The sequence below is a fragment of the Vibrio sp. R78045 genome (assembly GCF_042466085.1).
Classification (GTDB): Bacteria; Pseudomonadota; Gammaproteobacteria; order Enterobacterales; family Vibrionaceae; genus Vibrio; species Vibrio cyclitrophicus.
In genome coordinates, this window is sequence record NZ_JAXHBS010000008.1 from 1,187,729 (window position 1) to 1,208,419 (window position 20,691).

Below are 20,691 nucleotides of genomic sequence, written 5' to 3' on the forward strand. Positions count from 1 at the left end.
ATGGATATTGAAGTTTCGCGCCAGGCTGCAGTAGTTGAAGCTATGAGTGGTGATGTTGTCGTAGTTAAGCCTGACGGCAGTGCAAGAAAGGTTTCAGTTGGCGATACTATCCGTGCAAATGAGATCGTTATTACTTCGAACGGATCGGAAGTTCTATTAGGTGTTCAAAACGCTGCTATTCCAGTTGGCGAGAATTGTGTCGGTTGTGTTGATAATAATGTTGCGTGGGCAGAGGTACCAATTGCCGGTGAGGTTAATTTCGATTCAGAGCAAGCGGACGCCGGAACCTTTACCGACGATGACCTTGCTGCTATCCAAGACGCAATTTTAGGTGGTGCCGACCCAACTCAAATATTAGAGGCAACGGCGGCTGGTGGCGGGCTGGGTTCTGCAAATGCTGGCTTCGTGACCATAGATTACAACTATACGCAAACTCAACCGACAACTTTTTTTGAAACCACAGGGCTAGACGACGAAGTTACAGAAGAACCTCGCGAAGAGTTCCGATCGATAACCCGCTCATCTGGCGGTCAATCAATCAGTGGAGTGCTCACTGAAGGTTCCATTTCTGATAATACCTATCCCCAGTCTATTACATCTACAGAGACGATAATTGCCGGCAGTTTAGCGCTCGCACCTGATTCTTTTACCCCAGAAACGTTATCCCTCGCGTCACTACTTAGTGAACTTAATAGCGACATTACCTCAAGCGGTCAGCCCGTCACCTTCACGTATGACGCGGTGACCAATTCTATCGTTGGTGTGCAAGGTTCTGACGAAGTATTACGTATCGACATTGAAGCCGTCAGTGTTGGCAATAACATTGAGCTTTCTTTAATCACAACGATTTCTCAGCCGATTGATCACGTACCGTCTGTTGGCGGTGGCCAGGTTTCCTACACTGGCGACCAAATTGATATCGCCTTCGATATTCAAGGTGAAGACAGCGCTGGGAATCCGCTAGCAACACTCGTCAACGCACAAGTTTCAGTGTTTGATGGGATAGATCCGTCTGTTGAAAGTGTAAATATCACTAACGTTGAAACTAGCAGCACTGCAATCGAAGGAGCTTTCTCAAATATTGGTAGTGATAACCTTCAATCAGCCGTATTTGATGCAAGTGCACTGGAGCAGTTTGATGGGTTGCTCAGTGATAATCAAAACACGCTCGCCAGACTTTCTGATGATGGGACAACGATTACTCTGTCCATCCAAGGCCGAGGTGAGGTTGTTCTCACTATCTCGCTTGATACCGATGGCACCTATAAATTCGAGCAGTTTAAACCGATAGAGGAAGTTGGTAGTGATACTCTCTCGTTTGCTTTGCCGATAACCGTTACTGATTTTGACCAAGATGTCATACAGAATATTATCAACATTGCGATTACTGATGGCGACAGTCCCGTTATTACTAATATTGACAGTATTGATGTCGATGAGTCGGGAGTCGTTGGTGGCTCACAAGAGGGGACTGCGACAGTATCTGGAAGTGGTAGTGTTACTGCGGATATTTTTGACAGTGATATCATCGACCATTATGAGCTTGAGCCGACGGAGTTTAATACTGATGGTTCTTTAACTTCTAATGGCGAAGCCGTACTGCTCGAGCTTATTGATCAAACTAACGGTGTAAGAACTTACGAAGGCTATGTTGAGGTCAATGGTTCTAGAATTACAGTCTTTGACGTTAAAGTGGATAGCCCGTCATTGGGGAACTATGAATTCACTCTATACGAAGAGCTATCTCACCAAGGTGCTGAAGATGTGCTGCTAACCTTTGCATTGCCAATTTATGCCGTTGATGCGGATGGTGACCGCTCTGCACTGTCTGGAGGTTCGAACACCCCAGAAGCTGCTGAGATTCTCGTCAATGTTAAAGACGATGTCGTTGAACTCATTGATAAGGTTGAGTCAGTAACGGAACCCACTTTAGCGGGTGATACCATTGTTTCGTATAACCTGTTCAGTTTCGAAGGCGCAGATGGATCTACAATTCAATCGTTTAACTATGATGGTGTTGATTACTCGCTAGATCAAAGCCTGCTCCCCGATGCTACTCAAACTTTCAGTTTTACTGAGGGTGTGGTCACTATCTCGTTGAATGGTGATTTCAGTTTTGAAGTCGCTCGTGATATCGACCACTCAAGCAGCGAAACTATCGTCAAACAGTTTTCATTTTTAGCTGAAGATGGTGATGGCGATATTGATACATCATCACTTGAACTAAGCATTACCGATGGTCAGAACCCAGCCATAGATCTGATTCCACCTGTTACTTTATCTGAAACAGATGTTGCCGATGGTTCTGCACCAAGCGGAAGTGCAGTGAGCGCTACTGAAACGATTACCTTTACTGCAGGCAGTGATGATGTGGCGAGTTTCCGTATTGAACCAACCGAGTTCAATGTAGGTGGAGCTCTGACGTCCAATGGGTTTGCGGTTGAGATAAAAGAGGATTCTGCTAATCCGGGTACTTATATCGGTTTTATAACCGATGGTTCGAATACTGAAATCCCAGTGTTCGCCATTAGTTTCTCGACCACCACACTTGGTGAATACAGCTTTACTTTACTTGAAGCGTTAGACCATGTGGATGGTTTAGATAATAACGATCTGAGCTTCGAACTGCCTGTTTATGCGGTTGATAGTGATGGCGACGATTCACTGGTGTCTCAGCTTAATGTGACCATCGGTGATGATGTCCAAATAATGCAAGATGGCACATTAGATATCGTTGAACCAAATCTGGCTGATGGAACAATCACAACCAATACCATTGATGTGATGCCAAATCAGAGTGCCGATGGTGCGACGATCACTCAGTTCACTTATGACGGTGTTGTAAACACACTGGACCAAAGTATTTCAGGCGAACAGCAATTTAGCTTCACAGAGGGTGAACTGTTTATTACCCTTGAAGGTGAAGTACGTTTTGAGCCGAACCGCGATCTAGACCACTCGGCGAGCGAAGACATCGTGAAGTCGATTGTCGTAACTTCAAGTGACTTCGATAACGATCCGGTGACTTCAACCATTACGCTGACCATTACTGATGGTGACAATCCGATTATTAATACGGTGCCGAGCGTCTTACTTGAAGAAGCTGATTTAATTGATGGCTCATCGCCAAGTGGCAGCGCGGTAAGCTCCACTCAAACCATTACTTTTACCAATCAAAGTGATGATGTGGTTCGTTTCCGTATTGAGCCAACGGAATTTAATACTAACGATGATCTTAAATCGAACGGTCTAGCCGTTGAGTTACGTGAAGACCCGGTAGGGTCGGGTGACTATATTGGTTTTACGACCAGTGCCACAAACATAGAAACTACAGTATTCACATTAAGCTTTAATTCTGGGGCATTAGGCGAATACACGTTCACGCTCATCGAAGCGTTAGACCACCAAGATGCCCGTGGCAACAACGAGCTTAGCTTTGATTTACCTGTTTATGCGGTAGACAGTGATGGCGATGATTCACTGATGTCTTCGTTAAGTGTGACCATCGGCGATGATGTTCAAATTATGCAAGACGGTACGTTAGATATCGTTGAACCAAATCTTGCTGATGGCACGGTAACAACTAGCATTTTCGATGTGATGCCGAATCAAAGTGCTGATGGCGTAACGGTGACGCAATTTACTTATGACGGCCAGCTTCGAACGCTTGACCAAAATGACAATGGCGAACAACAGTTCAGCTTCACGGAAGGTGAGTTGTTTATCACGCTTCAAGGTGAAGTCCGTTTTGAGCCCAATCGCAATCTAAACCACACATTGAACGAAGACATCGTGAAATCAATCGTGGTGACGTCTAGCGATTCCGATAACGATGTGGTGACTTCCACAGTAACGCTGACCATTACCGATGGTGATATCCCAGCCATTGATAATGTGCCAACAGTGACTTTGTCGGAAACGAATCTGAGTGATGGCTCTGCACCAAGCGGCAGTGCGGTGAGCTCAACTCAAACTATTACTTACACCACTCAAAGCGATGATGTGACCAGCTTCCGTATTGAACCAACCGAATTCAATGTTGGTGGCGCTCTCACATCAAATGGATTGGCAGTCGAACTGAAAGCCGATCCAGCCACGCCGGGCGGCTACATCGGTTATGTTACTGATGGTTCGAACGTTGAAACCAACGTGTTCACGATTAGTTTCTCGGATACCAATTTAGGCCAGTATACCTTTACGTTGATTGAAGCGGTAGATCATGTAGATGGCCTTGCAAATAATGATCTGAGCTTTGATTTGCCGGTTTATGCAGTTGATAGCGATGGCGATGATTCACTGGTTTCTCAGTTAAATGTAACCATCGGTGATGATGTTCAAATCATGCAAGGTGGTACGTTAGATATCACGGAACCAAATATTGCAGACGGCACAATCACAACCAACACCATCGATGTGATGCCTGAGCAAAGCGCTGACGGCGCGACGATCACTCAGTTTACTTATGATGGTCAAGTTCGAACGCTGGATCAAACTGACAATGGTGAGCAGCAATTTAGCTTCTCAGAAGGTGAGTTGTTCATCACTCTTCAAGGTGACGTGCGCTTTGAGCCAAACCGTAATCTAGACCACACGGTTAACGAAGATATCGTCAAATCGATAGTGGTGACCTCAAGCGATTCAGACAATGACGTACTGACCTCCACAGTGACGCTGACCATCACCGATGGTGATATCCCAACCATTGATGCAGTGCCAAGCGTTACACTTTCGGAAACTAACTTAAGTGACGGCTCTGCGCCTAGCGGCAGTGCAGTAAGCCAAACTGAGACGATTACTTTCACTAATCAAAGTGATGATGTGGCGAGTTTCCGTATTGAGCCAACCGAGTTCAATGTAGGTGGAGCTCTGACGTCTAATGGTTTTGCGGTCGAGATAAAAGAAGACTCTGCTAACCCGGGTACTTACATCGGCTTTATTACCGATAGTTTGAACACTGAAGTTCCAGTTTTCACGATTGCCTTTTCTACGGGTACGTTAGGTGAATATACCTTTACCTTACTTGAAGCGTTAGACCATGTGGATGGTTTAGATAATAACGATCTGAGCTTCGATCTGCCTGTTTATGCGGTTGATAGTGATGGCGACGATTCACTGGTGTCTCAGCTTAATGTGACCATCGGTGATGATGTCCAAATAATGCAAGATGGCACATTAGATATCGTTGAACCAAATCTGGCTGATGGAACAATCACAACCAATACCATTGATGTGATGCCAAATCAGAGTGCCGATGGTGCGACGATCACTCAGTTCACTTATGACGGTGTCGTAAACACACTGGACCAAAGTATTTCAGGCGAACAGCAGTTCAGCTTCACAGAAGGCGAACTGTATATCACCCTTGAAGGTGAAGTACGCTTTGAACCTAATCGCGACCTAGACCATTCAGTTAGCGAAGACATCGTGAAGTCGATTGTGGTGACTTCAAGTGATTTTGATAATGATTCTCTGACATCAACCATAACCCTGACGATTACGGATGGTGATAAACCTACGATTGATGTTATTCCAAGCGTTACCCTCTCTGAAACGAATCTGACTGATGGCTCTGCGCCAAGTGGCAGCGCGGTAAGCTCCACTCAAACCATTACTTTTACCAATCAAAGTGATGATGTGTTTCGTTTCCGTATTGAGCCAACAGAGTTCAATACTAACGATGATCTTAAATCGAACGGTCTAGCCGTTGAGTTACGTGAAGATCCAGCAGGGTCGGGTGACTATATTGGTTTTACGACCAGTGCGACGAATGTCGAAACCACGGTATTTACACTGAGTTTTTCTAGCACCACATTAGGTGAATATACCTTTACTTTGCTTGAGGCTTTGGATCATCAAAATGCCCGTGGCAACAATGACCTCAGTTTTGATTTACCCGTTTATGCGGTAGACAGTGACGGCGATGATTCACTGATGTCTCCGTTAAGTGTGACCATCGGCGATGATGTTCAAATCATGCAAGATGATACGTTAGATATCGTCGAGCCAACCGTCGCAGATTTGGCCGCTGGCACAGTGACAACCAGCACCATTGATGTGATGCCAAACCAGAGTGCCGATGGCGCGACGATCACTCAGTTTACTTATGACGGTCAACTACGAACACTTGACCCAAATGATAACGGCGAGCAGCAGTTTAGCTTCACGGAAGGTGAGTTGTTTATCACGCTTCAAGGTGACGTTCGTTTCGAACCTAATCGCAATCTAGACCACGCGCTGAACGAAGACATCGTGAAATTGATCGTGGTGACGTCTAGCGATTCGGATAACGATGTGCTTACCTCAACAGTAACGCTGACCATTACCGATGGTGATATCCCAACCATTGATGCAGTGCCAAGCGTTACTCTTTCTGAAACTAATCTGAATGATGGCTCTGCACCAAGCGGCAGCGCAGTAAGTCAGACCGAGACGATTACTTACACGAATCAAAGTGATGATGTGACCAGCTTCCGTATTGAACCAACCGAATTCAATGTTGGTGGCGCTCTCACATCAAATGGATTGGCAGTCGAACTGAAAGCCGATCCAACCACGCCGGGCGGCTACATCGGTTATGTTACTGATGGTTCGAACGTTGAAACCAACGTGTTCACGATTAGTTTCTCGGATACCAATTTAGGCCAGTATACCTTTACGTTGATTGAAGCGGTAGATCATGTAGATGGCCTTGCAAATAATGATCTGAGCTTTGATCTGCCGGTTTATGCAGTTGATAGCGATGGCGATGATTCACTGGTTTCTCAGTTAAATGTAACCATCGGCGATGATGTTCAAATCATGCAAGGTGGTACGTTAGATATCACGGAACCAAATATTGCAGACGGCACAATCACAACCAACACCATCGATGTGATGCCTGAGCAAAGCGCTGACGGCGCGACGATCACTCAGTTTACTTATGATGGTCAAGTTCGAACGCTGGATCAAACTGACAATGGTGAGCAGCAATTTAGCTTCTCAGAAGGTGAGTTGTTCATCACTCTTCAAGGTGACGTGCGCTTTGAGCCAAACCGTAATCTAGACCACACGGTTAACGAAGACATCGTCAAATCGATAGTGGTGACCTCAAGCGATTCAGACAATGACGTACTGACCTCCACAGTGACGCTGACCATCACCGATGGTGATATCCCAACCATTGATGCAGTGCCAAGCGTTACACTTTCGGAAACTAACTTAAGTGACGGCTCTGCGCCTAGCGGCAGTGCAGTAAGCCAAACTGAGACGATTACTTTCACTAATCAAAGTGATGATGTGGCGAGTTTCCGTATTGAGCCAACCGAGTTCAATGTAGGTGGAGCTCTGACGTCTAATGGCTTTGCGGTCGAGATAAAAGAAGACTCTGCTAACCCGGGTACTTACATCGGCTTTATTACCGATAGTTTGAACACTGAAGTTCCAGTTTTCACGATTGCCTTTTCTACGGGTACGTTAGGTGAATATACCTTTACCTTACTTGAAGCGCTAGACCATGTGGATGGTTTATATAATAACGATCTGAGCTTCGAACTGCCTGTTTATGCGGTTGATAGTGATGGCGACGATTCACTGGTGTCTCAGCTTAATGTGACCATCGGTGATGATGTCCAAATAATGCAAGATGGCACATTAGATATCGTTGAACCAAATCTGGCTGATGGAACAATCACAACCAATACCATTGATGTGATGCCAAATCAGAGTGCCGATGGTGCGACGATCACTCAGTTCACTTATGACGGTGTCGTAAACACACTGGACCAAAGTATTTCAGGCGAACAGCAGTTCAGCTTCACAGAGGGTGAACTGTTTATTACCCTTGAAGGTGAAGTGCGCTTTGAGCCGAACCGCGACCTAGACCATTCAGTTAGCGAAGACATCGTGAAGTCGATTGTCGTGACTTCAAGTGATTTTGATAATGATTCTCTGACATCAACCATAACCCTGACGATTACGGATGGTGATAACCCTACGATTGATGTTATTCCAAGCGTTACCCTCTCTGAAACGAATCTGACTGATGGCTCTGCGCCAAGTGGCAGCGCGGTAAGCTCCACTCAAACCATCACGTTCACCAACCAAAGTGATGATGTGGTTCGTTTCCGTATTGAGCTAACAGAGTTCAATACTAACGATGATCTTAAATCGAACGGTCTATCCGTTGAGTTACGTGAAGATCCGGCAGGGTCGGGTGACTATATTGGTTTTACGACCAGTGCCACAAACATAGAAACTACAGTATTCACATTAAGCTTTAATTCTGGGGCATTAGGCGAATACACGTTCACGCTCATCGAAGCATTAGACCACCAAGATGCCCGAGGCAATAACGACCTCAGCTTTGACCTACCTGTTTATGCGGTAGACAGTGACGGCGATGATTCACTGATGTCTCCGTTAAATGTCACTATCGGCGATGATGTTCAAATTATGCAAGACGGTACGTTAGATATCGTTGAACCAAATCTTGCTGATGGCACGGTAACAACTAGCATTTTCGATGTGATGCCAAATCAAAGCGCTGATGGCGCAACGGTGACGCAATTCACTTATGATGGTCAACTACGAACGCTGGACCAAAATGACACTGGCGAGCAGCAGTTTAGTTTCACAGAAGGTGAGTTGTTTATCACGCTTGAAGGTGAAGTGCGCTTTGAGCCTAATCGTAATCTAGACCACACGCTGAACGAAGACATCGTGAAATCGATCGTGGTGACGTCTAGCGATTCGGATAACGATGCGCTGACCTCAACAGTTACGCTGACCATTACCGATGGTGATATTCCAACCATTGATAATGTGCCAACAGTGAACTTGTCAGAAACGAATCTGAGTGATGGCTCTGCACCAAGCGGCAGCGCGGTGAGTTCAACTCAAACCATTACTTACACCACTCAAAGTGATGATGTGACCAGCTTCCGCATTGAACCAACCGAATTCAATGTTGGTGGTGCTCTAACATCAAATGGATTGGCGGTTGATCTGAAAGCCGATCCAACCACACCGGGCGGCTACATCGGTTATGTTACCGATGGCTCGAACGTTGAAACCAGCGTGTTCACGATTAGTTTCTCAGATACCAATTTAGGCCAATACACCTTCACCTTACTTGAAGCTTTAGACCATGTTGATGGCCTCACAAATAATGATTTGAGTTTCGACTTACCGGTTTACGCCGTCGATAGTGATGGCGATGATTCACTCGTGTCTCAGCTTAACGTCACGATTGGTGATGATGTTCAAATTATGCAGGGCGGTGTCTTAGATATCACGGAACCAAATCTTGCTGACGGCACAATCACAACCAACACCATTGATGTGATGCCAGAGCAAAGTGCCGATGGCGCGACGATCACTCAGTTTACTTACGACGGCGGGACGGTAATAACACTCGACCAAAATGACAATGGTGAGCAGCAATTTAGCTTCACGGAAGGTGAGTTGTTCATCACTATTGAAGGTGAGGTGCGCTTCGAACCCAATCGTAATTTAGATCACACGGTTAACGAAGACATCGTCAAATCGATAGTGGTGACCTCAAGCGATTCAGACAATGACGTACTGACCTCCACAGTGACGCTGACCATTACCGATGGTGATATCCCAACCATTGATGCAGTGCCTAGCGTTACTCTGTCTGAAACCAACCTTAGTGACGGCTCAGCACCAAGCGGCAGCGCAGTCAGTCAAACTGAGACCATCACCTTTATCAATCAAAGTGATGATGTAGCAAACTTCCGCATTGAGCCAACCGAGTTCAATGTCGGTGGAGCACTAAAATCGAACGGAGCTGCGGTCGAGATAAAAGAAGACTCTGCTAATCCCGGTACTTACATCGGTTTTATTACCGATGGTTCGAACGCTGAAGTTCCAGTGTTCAACATTAGTTTCTCTACGAGTACGTTAGGCGAATACACCTTTACCTTACTTGAAGCGTTAGACCATGCGGATGGTTTAGATAACAACGATCTTAGCTTCGACCTGCCTGTTTATGCTGTTGATACGGACGGTGACGATTCACTGGTATCCCAGCTTAATGTGACCATCGGTGATGATGTTCAGATCATGCAGGACGGTACGTTAGATATCACCGAGCCAAATCTGGCTGATGGAACAATCACAACCAATACCATTGATGTGATGCCAAACCAAAGTGCCGATGGTGCGACGATCACTCAGTTCACTTATGATGGTGCCGTAAACACACTGGATCAAAGTATTTCAGGCGAACAGCAGTTCAGCTTCACAGAAGGCGAACTGTATATCACCCTTGAAGGTGAAGTACGCTTTGAACCTAATCGCGATCTAGACCACTCAGTGAGCGAAGACATCGTGAAGTCGATTGTGGTGACTTCAAGTGACTTCGATAACGATTCTCTTACTTCAACCGTTACGCTGATCATTACTGATGGTGACAATCCGACTATTGATGCGGTGCCGAGCGTATCACTTGAAGAAGCTAATCTTGCTGATGGTTCCACGCCAACTGGCAGCGCGGTTAGCCAAACGGAAACCATCACTTTCACTAATCAAAGTGACGATGTTGAGAAATTCCGTTTAGAGCCAAGTGAATTTAATACCAACAACGCGCTCAAGTCCGATGGTTTAAACATTGAGATTCGAGAAGAACCAACAGGTTCAGGCAATTACATTGGTTTCACGACTGATATTTCGAATGTCGAAACCACAGTGTTTACACTCGATTTCAGCAGTACCACTTTGGGTGAGTACACCTTCACGCTTCTGGAAGCGATTGACCACACACCAATTCAAGGCAACAACGACCTAACATTTAACTTGCCAGTTTACGCGGTTGATAGCGATGGTGATGACTCTGTGATGTCGCCACTGGCTGTAACTATTACTGATGATATTCAAGTGATGGTTAATGACTCTCTCACTATTGAAGAGCCAACGGTTGCAGATTTGGCAGCAGGTACGCCGACTACGCCAATCGTTAATGTCCTTGATGAAGAAGGAGCTGATGGCACGACCATTACTCAGTTCACTTACGATGGTGGGGCGGTATTGACGCTTGACCAAAATGACACGGGTGAGCAAAAGTTTGTGGTTGCTGACGGGTCTTTGTATATCACTCTACAAGGCGATATTCGTTTCGAACCAAGTCGTAACCTCGATCATACTGGTGGCGATATCGTTAAGTCGATAGTCGTAACATCGAGTGATTCTGATAGCGATCTTGTGTCTTCAACGGTAACGCTAACCATTACCGATGGCGATATCCCAACGATTGACACTGTGCCAAGCGTTACGCTGTCAGAAACGAATCTGAGTGACGGATCTGCTCCGAATGCAAGTGCGGTAAGTTCCACTCAAACCATTACCTTTACTAACCAAAGTGATGATGTGACAAGTTTCCGTATTGAACCGACGGAGTTCAATATTGGTGGTGCTCTCACATCAAACGGATTGGCGGTTGAGTTGAAAGCCGACCCAACCACTCCGGGTGGCTACATCGGTTTTGTGACAACCGCTCCGAATGTTGAAACTAACGTGTTTACGATTAGCTTCTCGGATACCAATTTAGGTCAATACACCTTCACCTTGCTTGAAGCGTTGGATCATGTAGATGGCTTAGCGAAGAATGATCTGACTTTTGACCTTCCTGTTTACGCGGTTGATAGCGATGGTGATGATTCACTGGTGTCTCAACTGAATGTGACCATTGGTGATGATGTTCAAATCATGCAAGGTGGTACGTTAGATATCACTGAGCCAAACCTTGCAGACGGCACAATCACAACGAATACCATTGATGTGATGCCAGAACAAAGTGCCGATGGCGCGACAATCACCCAGTTTACGTATGACGGTCAAGTTCGAACTCTGGATCAAAATGACAATGGTGAGCAGCAATTTAGCTTCACAGAAGGTGAGTTGTTCATCACTCTTCAAGGTGACGTGCGCTTCGAACCAAACCGTAATCTAGACCACACGCTTAGCGAAGACATCGTGAAGTCGATTGTGGTGACTTCAAGCGATTTAGATAACGATGTGGTGACGTCAACGGTCACTCTGACTATTACTGATGGTGATATCCCAACCATTGATGCGGTGCCAAGCGTTACGCTTTCAGAAACCAATCTCGTTGATGGGTCTTTACCAAGCGGCAGTGCAGTAAGTCAGACTGAGACGATTACTTTCACGAACCAAAGTGATGATGTAGTGAGTTTCCGAATTGAACCAACCGAGTTCAATGCCGGTGGAGCACTAAAATCGAACGGATTTGCAGTTGAGATAAAAGAAGACTCTGCTAACCCGGGCACTTATATCGGTTTTATTATTGATGGCTCGAATACTGAAGTTCCTGTCTTCACTATTGGCTTCTCTACGACCACACTAGGTGAGTACACCTTTACTCTGCTTGAAACGTTAGACCATGTGGATGGTTTAGATAATAACGATCTGAGCTTTGAACTGCCTGTTTATGCGGTAGACAGTGATGGTGATGATTCTCTGGTATCTCAACTTAACGTGACCATTGGTGATGATGTCCAAATCATGCAAGACGGTACGTTAGATATTGTTGAACCAAATCTTGCAGACGGAACAATCACAACCAACACCATTGATGTGATGCCAAATCAGAGTGCCGATGGTGCGACGATCACTCAGTTTACTTATGACGGCGTCGTAAACACACTGGATCAAAGCATTTCAGGCGAGCAGCAGTTCAGTTTCACAGAAGGTGAGCTGTTTATCACTCTTGAAGGGGAAGTGCGCTTTGAGCCGAACCGCGACCTAGACCACTCAGTGAGTGAAGATATCGTGAAGTCGATTGTGGTGACTTCAAGTGATTTCGATAATGATCCGGTGACTTCAACCATTACGCTGACCATTACCGATGGTGATATTCCAACCATCGATGCAGTGCCAAGCGTTACGCTCTCAGAAACAAATTTAGCGGATGGTTCTGCGCCAAGTGGCAGTGCGGTTAGTCAAACGGAGACGATTACTTTCACCAACCAAAGTGATGATGTGGTTCGCTTCCGTTTAGAACCAACCGAGTTCAATACTAACGATGCACTTAAATCGAATGGTTTAGCGGTCGAACTGCGTGAAGATCCTCAAGGTTCTGGTCAGTACATCGGATTTACTACCAGTTCGTCTAACGTGGAGACGACAGTATTTACGTTGGACTTTAACTCCGGAACCTTAGGTGAATACACATTTACTTTAATCGAAGCTCTGGATCATCAAGATGCGCGTGGCAACAACGATTTAAGCTTTAATCTACCTGTGTATGCGGTTGATAGTGATGGCGATGATTCGTTAGTTTCTCAGCTTGGCGTGACCATTGGCGATGATGTTCAAATCATGCAAGACGGTAAGTTAGGTATCGTTGAACCAAATCTTGCTAATGGTACGGTAACAACCATTATTTTCGATGTAATGCCGAATCAAAGCGCTGATGGCGCAACAGTGACGCAATTCACTTATGATGGCCAGCTTCGAACGCTTGACCAAAATGAAAATGGTGAGCAGCAGTTTAGCTTTACGGAAGGTGAACTGTTCATCACGCTTCAAGGTGAAGTGCGCTTTGAGCCTAATCGCGATTTAGACCACAGGCTGAACGAAGACATCGTGAAATCTATCGTGGTGACGTCTAGCGATTCGGATAACGATGTGCTGACCTCAACGGTAACGCTAACCATTACTGATGGTGATATCCCAACCATTGACACAGTGCCAAGCGTTACGCTGTCAGAAACGAATCTGAGTGACGGCTCTGACCCGAATGCCAGTGCGGTGAGTTCAACTCAAACGATTGCCTTTACTAACCAAAGTGATGACGTGACGAGTTTCCGCATTGAACCGACTGAGTTTAATGTTGGTGGTGCTTTGACATCGAACGGATTGGCGGTTGAGTTGAAACCCGACCCAACCACATCGGGTGGCTATATCGGCTTTGTGACAACGGCTCCGAATGTTGAAACTAACGTATTCACGATTAGCTTCTCAGATACTAACTTAGGCCAATACACATTCACTTTGCTTGAAGCGTTGGATCATGTAGATGGCTTAGCGAAGAATGATCTGACTTTTGACCTTCCTGTTTACGCGATTGATAGCGATGGTGATGATTCACTGGTGTCTCAACTTAAAGTCACCATCGGTGATGATGTACAGGTCATGCAAGACCAAGCGCTTAATATTATTGAGCCAACGGTTGCTGATTTGGCTGCAGGTACTCCGACGACAGCTACTGTTGATGTGATGCCTGAACAAAGCGCCGATGGGGCGACAATTACTCAGTTTATATATGATAACGGAGCAGTAATAACGCTTGATCAAAACGATACGGGTGAACAGAAGTTTGTCTTTGCTGAAGGTTCACTGTTCATTACCTTGCAAGGTGAAGTGCGCTTCGAGCCAAATCGTAATCTAAACCACACCGCTAGCGAAAACATCGTGAAGTCGATAGTGGTGACTTCGGGCGATTCAGATAACGATGTAGTGACGTCAACAGTAACTTTGACCATTACTGATGGTGATATCCCAACCATTGATGCAGTGCCAAGCGTTACCTTGTCTGAAACCAACCTTGCAGATGGCTCAACTCCAAGCGGCAGTGCTGTCAGTCAAACTGAGACGATTACCTTCACGAATCAAAGCGATGATGTAACCAGTTTCCGTATTGAACCAACCGAGTTCAATGTCGGCGGTGCACTTAAATCGAATGGATTTGCGGTTGAGATAAAAGAAGACTCTGCGAATCCGGGCACTTACATAGGTTTTATTACCAATGGTTCGAACGCTGAAGTTCCAGTGTTCACCATTAGTTTCTCTACGAGTAGTTTGGGCGAATACACCTTTACTCTGCTTGAAGCGTTAGACCATGCGGATGGTTTGGATAACAACAATCTGAGCTTTGATCTACCTGTTTACGCTGTCGACAGTGATGGCGATGATTCTCTGGTATCTCAACTGAATGTGACCATTGGTGATGATGTCCAAATCATGCAAGACGGTACGTTAGATATCACTGAGCCAAATCTTGCAGACGGAACCATTACAACCAGCACCATTGATGTGATGCCAAACCAAAGTGCCGATGGTGCGACGATCACTCAGTTCACTTATGACGGTGCCGTAAACACACTTGATCAAAGCATCGTAGGTGAGCAGCAATTCAGTTTTACAGAAGGTGATTTGTTTATCACTCTGCAAGGCCAAGTGCGTTTTGAACCGAATCGCGACCTTGACCATTCAGTTAGCGAAGACATCGTGAAGTCGATAGTGGTTACTTCAAGTGATTTTGATAATGATCCGGTGACTTCAACCATTACACTGACCATTACAGATGGTGATATTCCAACCATCGATGCAGTTCCAAGCGTTACTCTCTCAGAAACAAATCTAGCGGATGGTTCGGCTCCAAACGCTGGTGCGATCAGCTCAACGCAAACTATTACTTTCACCAACCAAAGTGACGATGTGGTTCGCTTCCGAATTGAACCAACTGAGTTCAATACCAACGATGCGCTTAAATCGAATGGCTTAGCCGTTGAATTACGCGAAGATCCGCAAGGGTCGGGCAACTACATCGGATTTACTACCAGTTCGTCTAACGTGGAGACGACAGTATTTACGTTGGACTTTAACTCCGCAACATTAGGCGAATACACATTTACCTTAATCGAAGCTCTGGATCATCAAGATGCACGTGGCAACAACGATTTAAGCTTTAATCTGCCTGTGTATGCGGTTGATAGTGATGGCGATGACTCGCTAGTTTCTCAGCTTGGCGTGACTATTGGCGATGATGTGCAACTGATGCTGGGCGGTACAATAACCAGTCGCGAGCCTGCGAGTGCTGTTGAAACATCGAATACTCTAGACGTGATGCCAAGTCAAAGTGCCGACGGAGCAAAAATTACCTCATTTGTGTTCGATGGAAACACTGCAGAAAGTCTTGATTTAAATGTGAATGGTGAACAAGAGTTCGTGTTCACGGAAGGCTCGGTATTCATTACGACAGAGGGTGAAATACGTTTTGAACCTGTGCGTAATCAAAATCATGCAGGTGGTGATATTACTAAGTCTATTGAGGTAACGTCTGTTGACCTTGATGGCGATATTGTCACATCGAAAGTGACACTGAAGATTGTTGATGGTGACCTTCCTACTATCGACCTTGTTCCTGGAATTGCGTTATCTGAAGTGGATCTGGCCGATGGCTCTGTGCCAACCGGCAATCCAGTGACAATGACACAAAACATTACCTACATAGCGGGCAGTGACGACGTAAGCCATTTCAGAATTGACCCTACGCAGTTCAATACTTCAGGGGCTTTGAAATCGAATGGCCTTGATGTTCAGATAAAAGAGCAACCAGCAGATTCTGGTAATTACATTGGCTTCGTTAAAGACGGTTCTAACGTAGAAACCAACGTCTTCACGATCAGCTTCTCGACGAGCAATTTAGGGCAATACACGTTCACACTGCTTGAGGCATTAGATCATGTAGATGGATTACAAAACAATATACTAAGCTTCGATGTCCCTGTTTTGGCGGTTGATGCGGATGGTGATGATTCTGCAATGTCGCCTATGACGGTTGCGATCACCGATGATGTACAAGGTGTTCAAGATGGTACTTTGAGTATCACTGAGCCTTCATTAGCTGATTTGGCATCGGGTACGCCACCTACGACGCCAATCATTGATGTTATGCCAACACAGAGTGCTGATAGCGCGAAAGTGACACAGTTTACTTACGATGGTGGCACAGCTGTTACGCTAGACCCAAGCATCTCCACAGAACAGGTCTTTACCGTAACCGATGGCTTATTGTATATCACCATTGAAGGGGAGGTTCGTTTTGAACCGAGCCGAGATCTTGACCATTCATCCGGCGATATTGTAAGAACGATTGTCGTCACCACCAGTGATTTTGATAACGATACAGATACTGCGGATGTCACGTTGACGATCAAAGACGGTATCGATCCCGTTATTAACGTGGTTCCAGATGTTTACTTATCGGAGGTCAACTTAGCGGATGGCTCGATGCCAAGTGGTTCTGCGGTCAGTTCGACTCACACAATCACTTATACCGAAGGAAGTGATGATTTTAGTCACTTTAGAGTTGCGACCAACGAATTCAATCCTGGCGATCTGCTGAAATCAAGTGGTCTTGTCGTTCAACTTACAGAAGATCCAGCTTCAGCAGGTGACTACATTGGTTATACCGATGATGGTATGGGTAACGTTACCGATGTATTCACAATTCGCTTTGATAGTGTCAACAAAGGTGAGTTTACTTTTACCTTGATTGAGGCGTTTGATCATCTTAATGGTGTACTGCATAACGATCTAACTTTCCGTCTGCCGGTTTATGCCGTTGATACCGATGATTCTGAATCAACGAAGCGCGATGTGGTGGTTACGATAGAAGATGACATCCAGCAAATGCAAGATGGCTTCTTAACCATTACCGAACCCAATTCTGGTACGCCTACAACGGCGACAGTCGATGTGATGCCAATACCAAGTGCAGACGGCGCGAATATTACGCAGTTCACGTACGACGGTGGTTCGCCAATTTCTCTAAATCAAAACAGCATTGGCGAACAAGAGTTTGTTTTCATTGAAGGTTCATTGTTTGTGACATTAGATGGTGATGTAAGGTTTGAGCCAAATCGAAACCTTGATCACTCTTCAGGGAACATTGTTAAGTCAATCGTGTTCACGTCTTCAGACTTTGATAACGATATCTTTTCGTCGACGGTTACGCTCACCATTGTTGATGGTGATGGACCAACAATCGACGTTGTGCCGGGTGTGGCATTGTCAGAAAGCTTACTTGCGGATGGTTCGACGCCTAGTGTAAATCCTGTGAGTATCACTCAAACCATTACTTCACTTGCAAGCAGTGATGATATTGCTGAAATAGTGGTGGAAGTAGGGCTATTCAATACTAACGGCGCGTTGAAGTCGGATGGTTTGTCACTGAGTTTACGTGAAGATCCTGCAAACTCTGGCGACTACATTGCCTTTACCACTGATGGAATGGGTGTGGAGAAAACCATATTCACTCTAGATTTTGATGACACGAACCCAAGCCAATATACGTTTACTTTGCTTGAACGTTTAGATCATGTTGATGGTTTAGGAAATAACGATCTGAGCTTTGATCTTTCTGTTTATGCAGAAGATACCGATGGTGATATTTCAGCGTCTAAACCGCTGACTGTTACCATCACCGATGATGTTCAGCTGATGCAATCAGGTGCGCTCAACATCACAGAGCCAAGTACGGGAACACCAACTACAACAGTCTTTGATGTGATGCCTGCACAAAGTGCAGATGGCGCCACAATCACTAAGTTTGTGTATGACAATCAAGCTGAAAAAGCATTGGTACAAACGAATACTGGCGAGCAAGAGTTTGTATTAACTGAAGGGTCTTTGTTTATCAATCTTGAAGGAGATGTGCGTTTCGAGCCTAACAGAAATCTAGACCATTCTGGTGGTGATATAGTCAAGACCATTACGGTGACATCGGAAGACAAAGATGGCGATGTTGTTACTTCGACAGTAACGCTAACCATCGCGGATGGCGCGCCACCAACTATCAATACTTTACCAACCATCGCTTTAGCTGAAGCCAATTTGGTTGATGGCTCTTCACCGGGCTTACCTGTGAGCCAAACTGAAACCATTATTTTCACAGCAGGAAGTGATGATGTGAGCCACTTCCGTATTGATTCGGCTCAATTCAACACATCAGGCGATCTGAAAGCTGATGGCTTGGTGGTTCAGTTAAAAGAAGATCCTCTGAACAGCGATAATTATATTGGTTATGTTGAAAGCGGCGGTGTCCAAACGGATATTTTCACTATCACTTTTGATAGCTCGGTGCTTGGCCGATATACCTTCATATTGTTAGAAGAGTTAGATCATCTGCCGGTACAAGGTAATAACAACCAAATCTTCACCTTGCCAGTGATCGCAGTCGACAAAGACGACACTGATTCAGCGATGAAACCTCTTACGGTGACCATTACCGATGATGTACCAACCATTACTGACACCACTGTCGCGAGTACGTTTGTGGTTTATGAAGATGATTTAGGCACTCTGGCACAAGCAACGGGTTCGTTTGTAACCACACAAGGTGCAGATCAAGTCGAGGTTTACGAACTCCGTAATATAGCGACTCTAGAACCTACGCTTACCTCAAGTGGTGAAGCAATTTCGATTACTGAGATCTCTGGAGCAGCGAACACAACCACCTATCAAGGAACCACCACAAGTGGAACACCGATTTTTACTCTTGTTTTGGGTAACGATGGGTCATACACATTTACCTTACTTGGTCCTCTAGATCATGAGCCTAGCTCAGAGGCGAGAAATAAGCTGCCTATCTCCTTTAATGTAGTGGCTGTTGACAGTGATGGTGATGATTCTAATCAGTATGTATTGCCAATCGAGGTGATCGATGATGTGCCAGTGATGAGTCCGCCAACGGGTGAGACGGTTGTCGATGAAGATGATCTTGCTGGGATTGGTTCGGATCAATCCGAAGATACAATTATCAATGGGCTATTCACCGTTGATGAAGGCGCTGATGGTGTTGTTAAGTACGAATTGGTCGATGAAAACTTGGTGATTACAGGCTTAACTTCTGATGGAGAAAGCCTAGAGTGGCTGCCTGTTTCACAAAGCGGCACAACCTTCACTTATGTTGCACAGACTGTAACCAGCAATCAGCCTGTGTTTGAAATCATTTTTGATACCTCAAACAACAGCTATCAATTTGAGCTGTTTAAACCACTTAAGCACCCTGATGGCGCGAATGAAAACACCATAGAGCTTGATTTCTCTATCGTGGCTGAAGATTTTGACCAAGACCAATCAGACGCGATCGATCTGAAAATCACGGTCACGGATGATGTTCCATTAGTGACAACTCAGTCGATTACTCGTCTTGAAGGGCAGGGTTACAACAACTCTAAAGTCGACATGTTTGCTGATGCGACTGATGTGGGTTCTGATGGCGCAGTACTGAGCAAAATTGAGGCCTTTGACGGAAGTGGAATTGTTTTCCGAGCTGAGAACAGTGGGCCTTACAGTAGTGACTTCGATTTAAACATTGGCAGCCAACAGGTTCGCGTTTACGAGCAAACGGATGATGGTAATGGAGGCGTTGATACTCGACAGCTTGGTCGACTTCGTATTAACTCAAATGGCGAGGTTGAATTCAGAGCTAACGGTTATCTCGATCATGACGGTCTTGACACCATCGACTTCTCGATTAACGTGATTGCGACGGACGGCGATTTAGATACCTCTGAAACACCGTTAGATATCACGATTACAGATAGGGACTCTACAAGAATCGCGCTGAAAGTGACTACCTTCGAGGATGCGGGTAGAGATTTAACGATACCTTACGCAACGGGTGATGAACCGACTCTTGAGAACGTTCAAGATAACCAAAATGGTTTGCCTAATGCACCAGCTCAAGTTGCGCTGCAAGTTAGTCTGTATGACCAAGATAATGCTGAATCTATTGGGCAGTTGACGATTAAAAGCCCGAACGGAGGTGATAGTCACCAAGGTACTTTTTATTACTTTGATGGTGCTGATTACATTGAATTGGTACCTGAGTCAAATGGAAGCATTATATTTGGTTCTCCTGAACTTGAACAAAGCTTTGCT

General features: G+C 45.3%; 1 protein-coding gene (running past one end of the window). It reads left to right on the forward strand.

Annotation, left to right across the window (positions count from 1 at the left end; genetic code table 11):
* A protein-coding gene (locus SJY39_RS07800) for a retention module-containing protein (RefSeq protein WP_390241648.1) crosses the window boundary here: on the forward strand, nucleotides 1-20,691 show its 5' portion. The gene runs 7,032 nt beyond the window's last position; the window shows 20,691 of its 27,723 coding nt (coding positions 1-20,691); its start codon is at nucleotides 1-3; its stop codon lies off the right edge, out of view.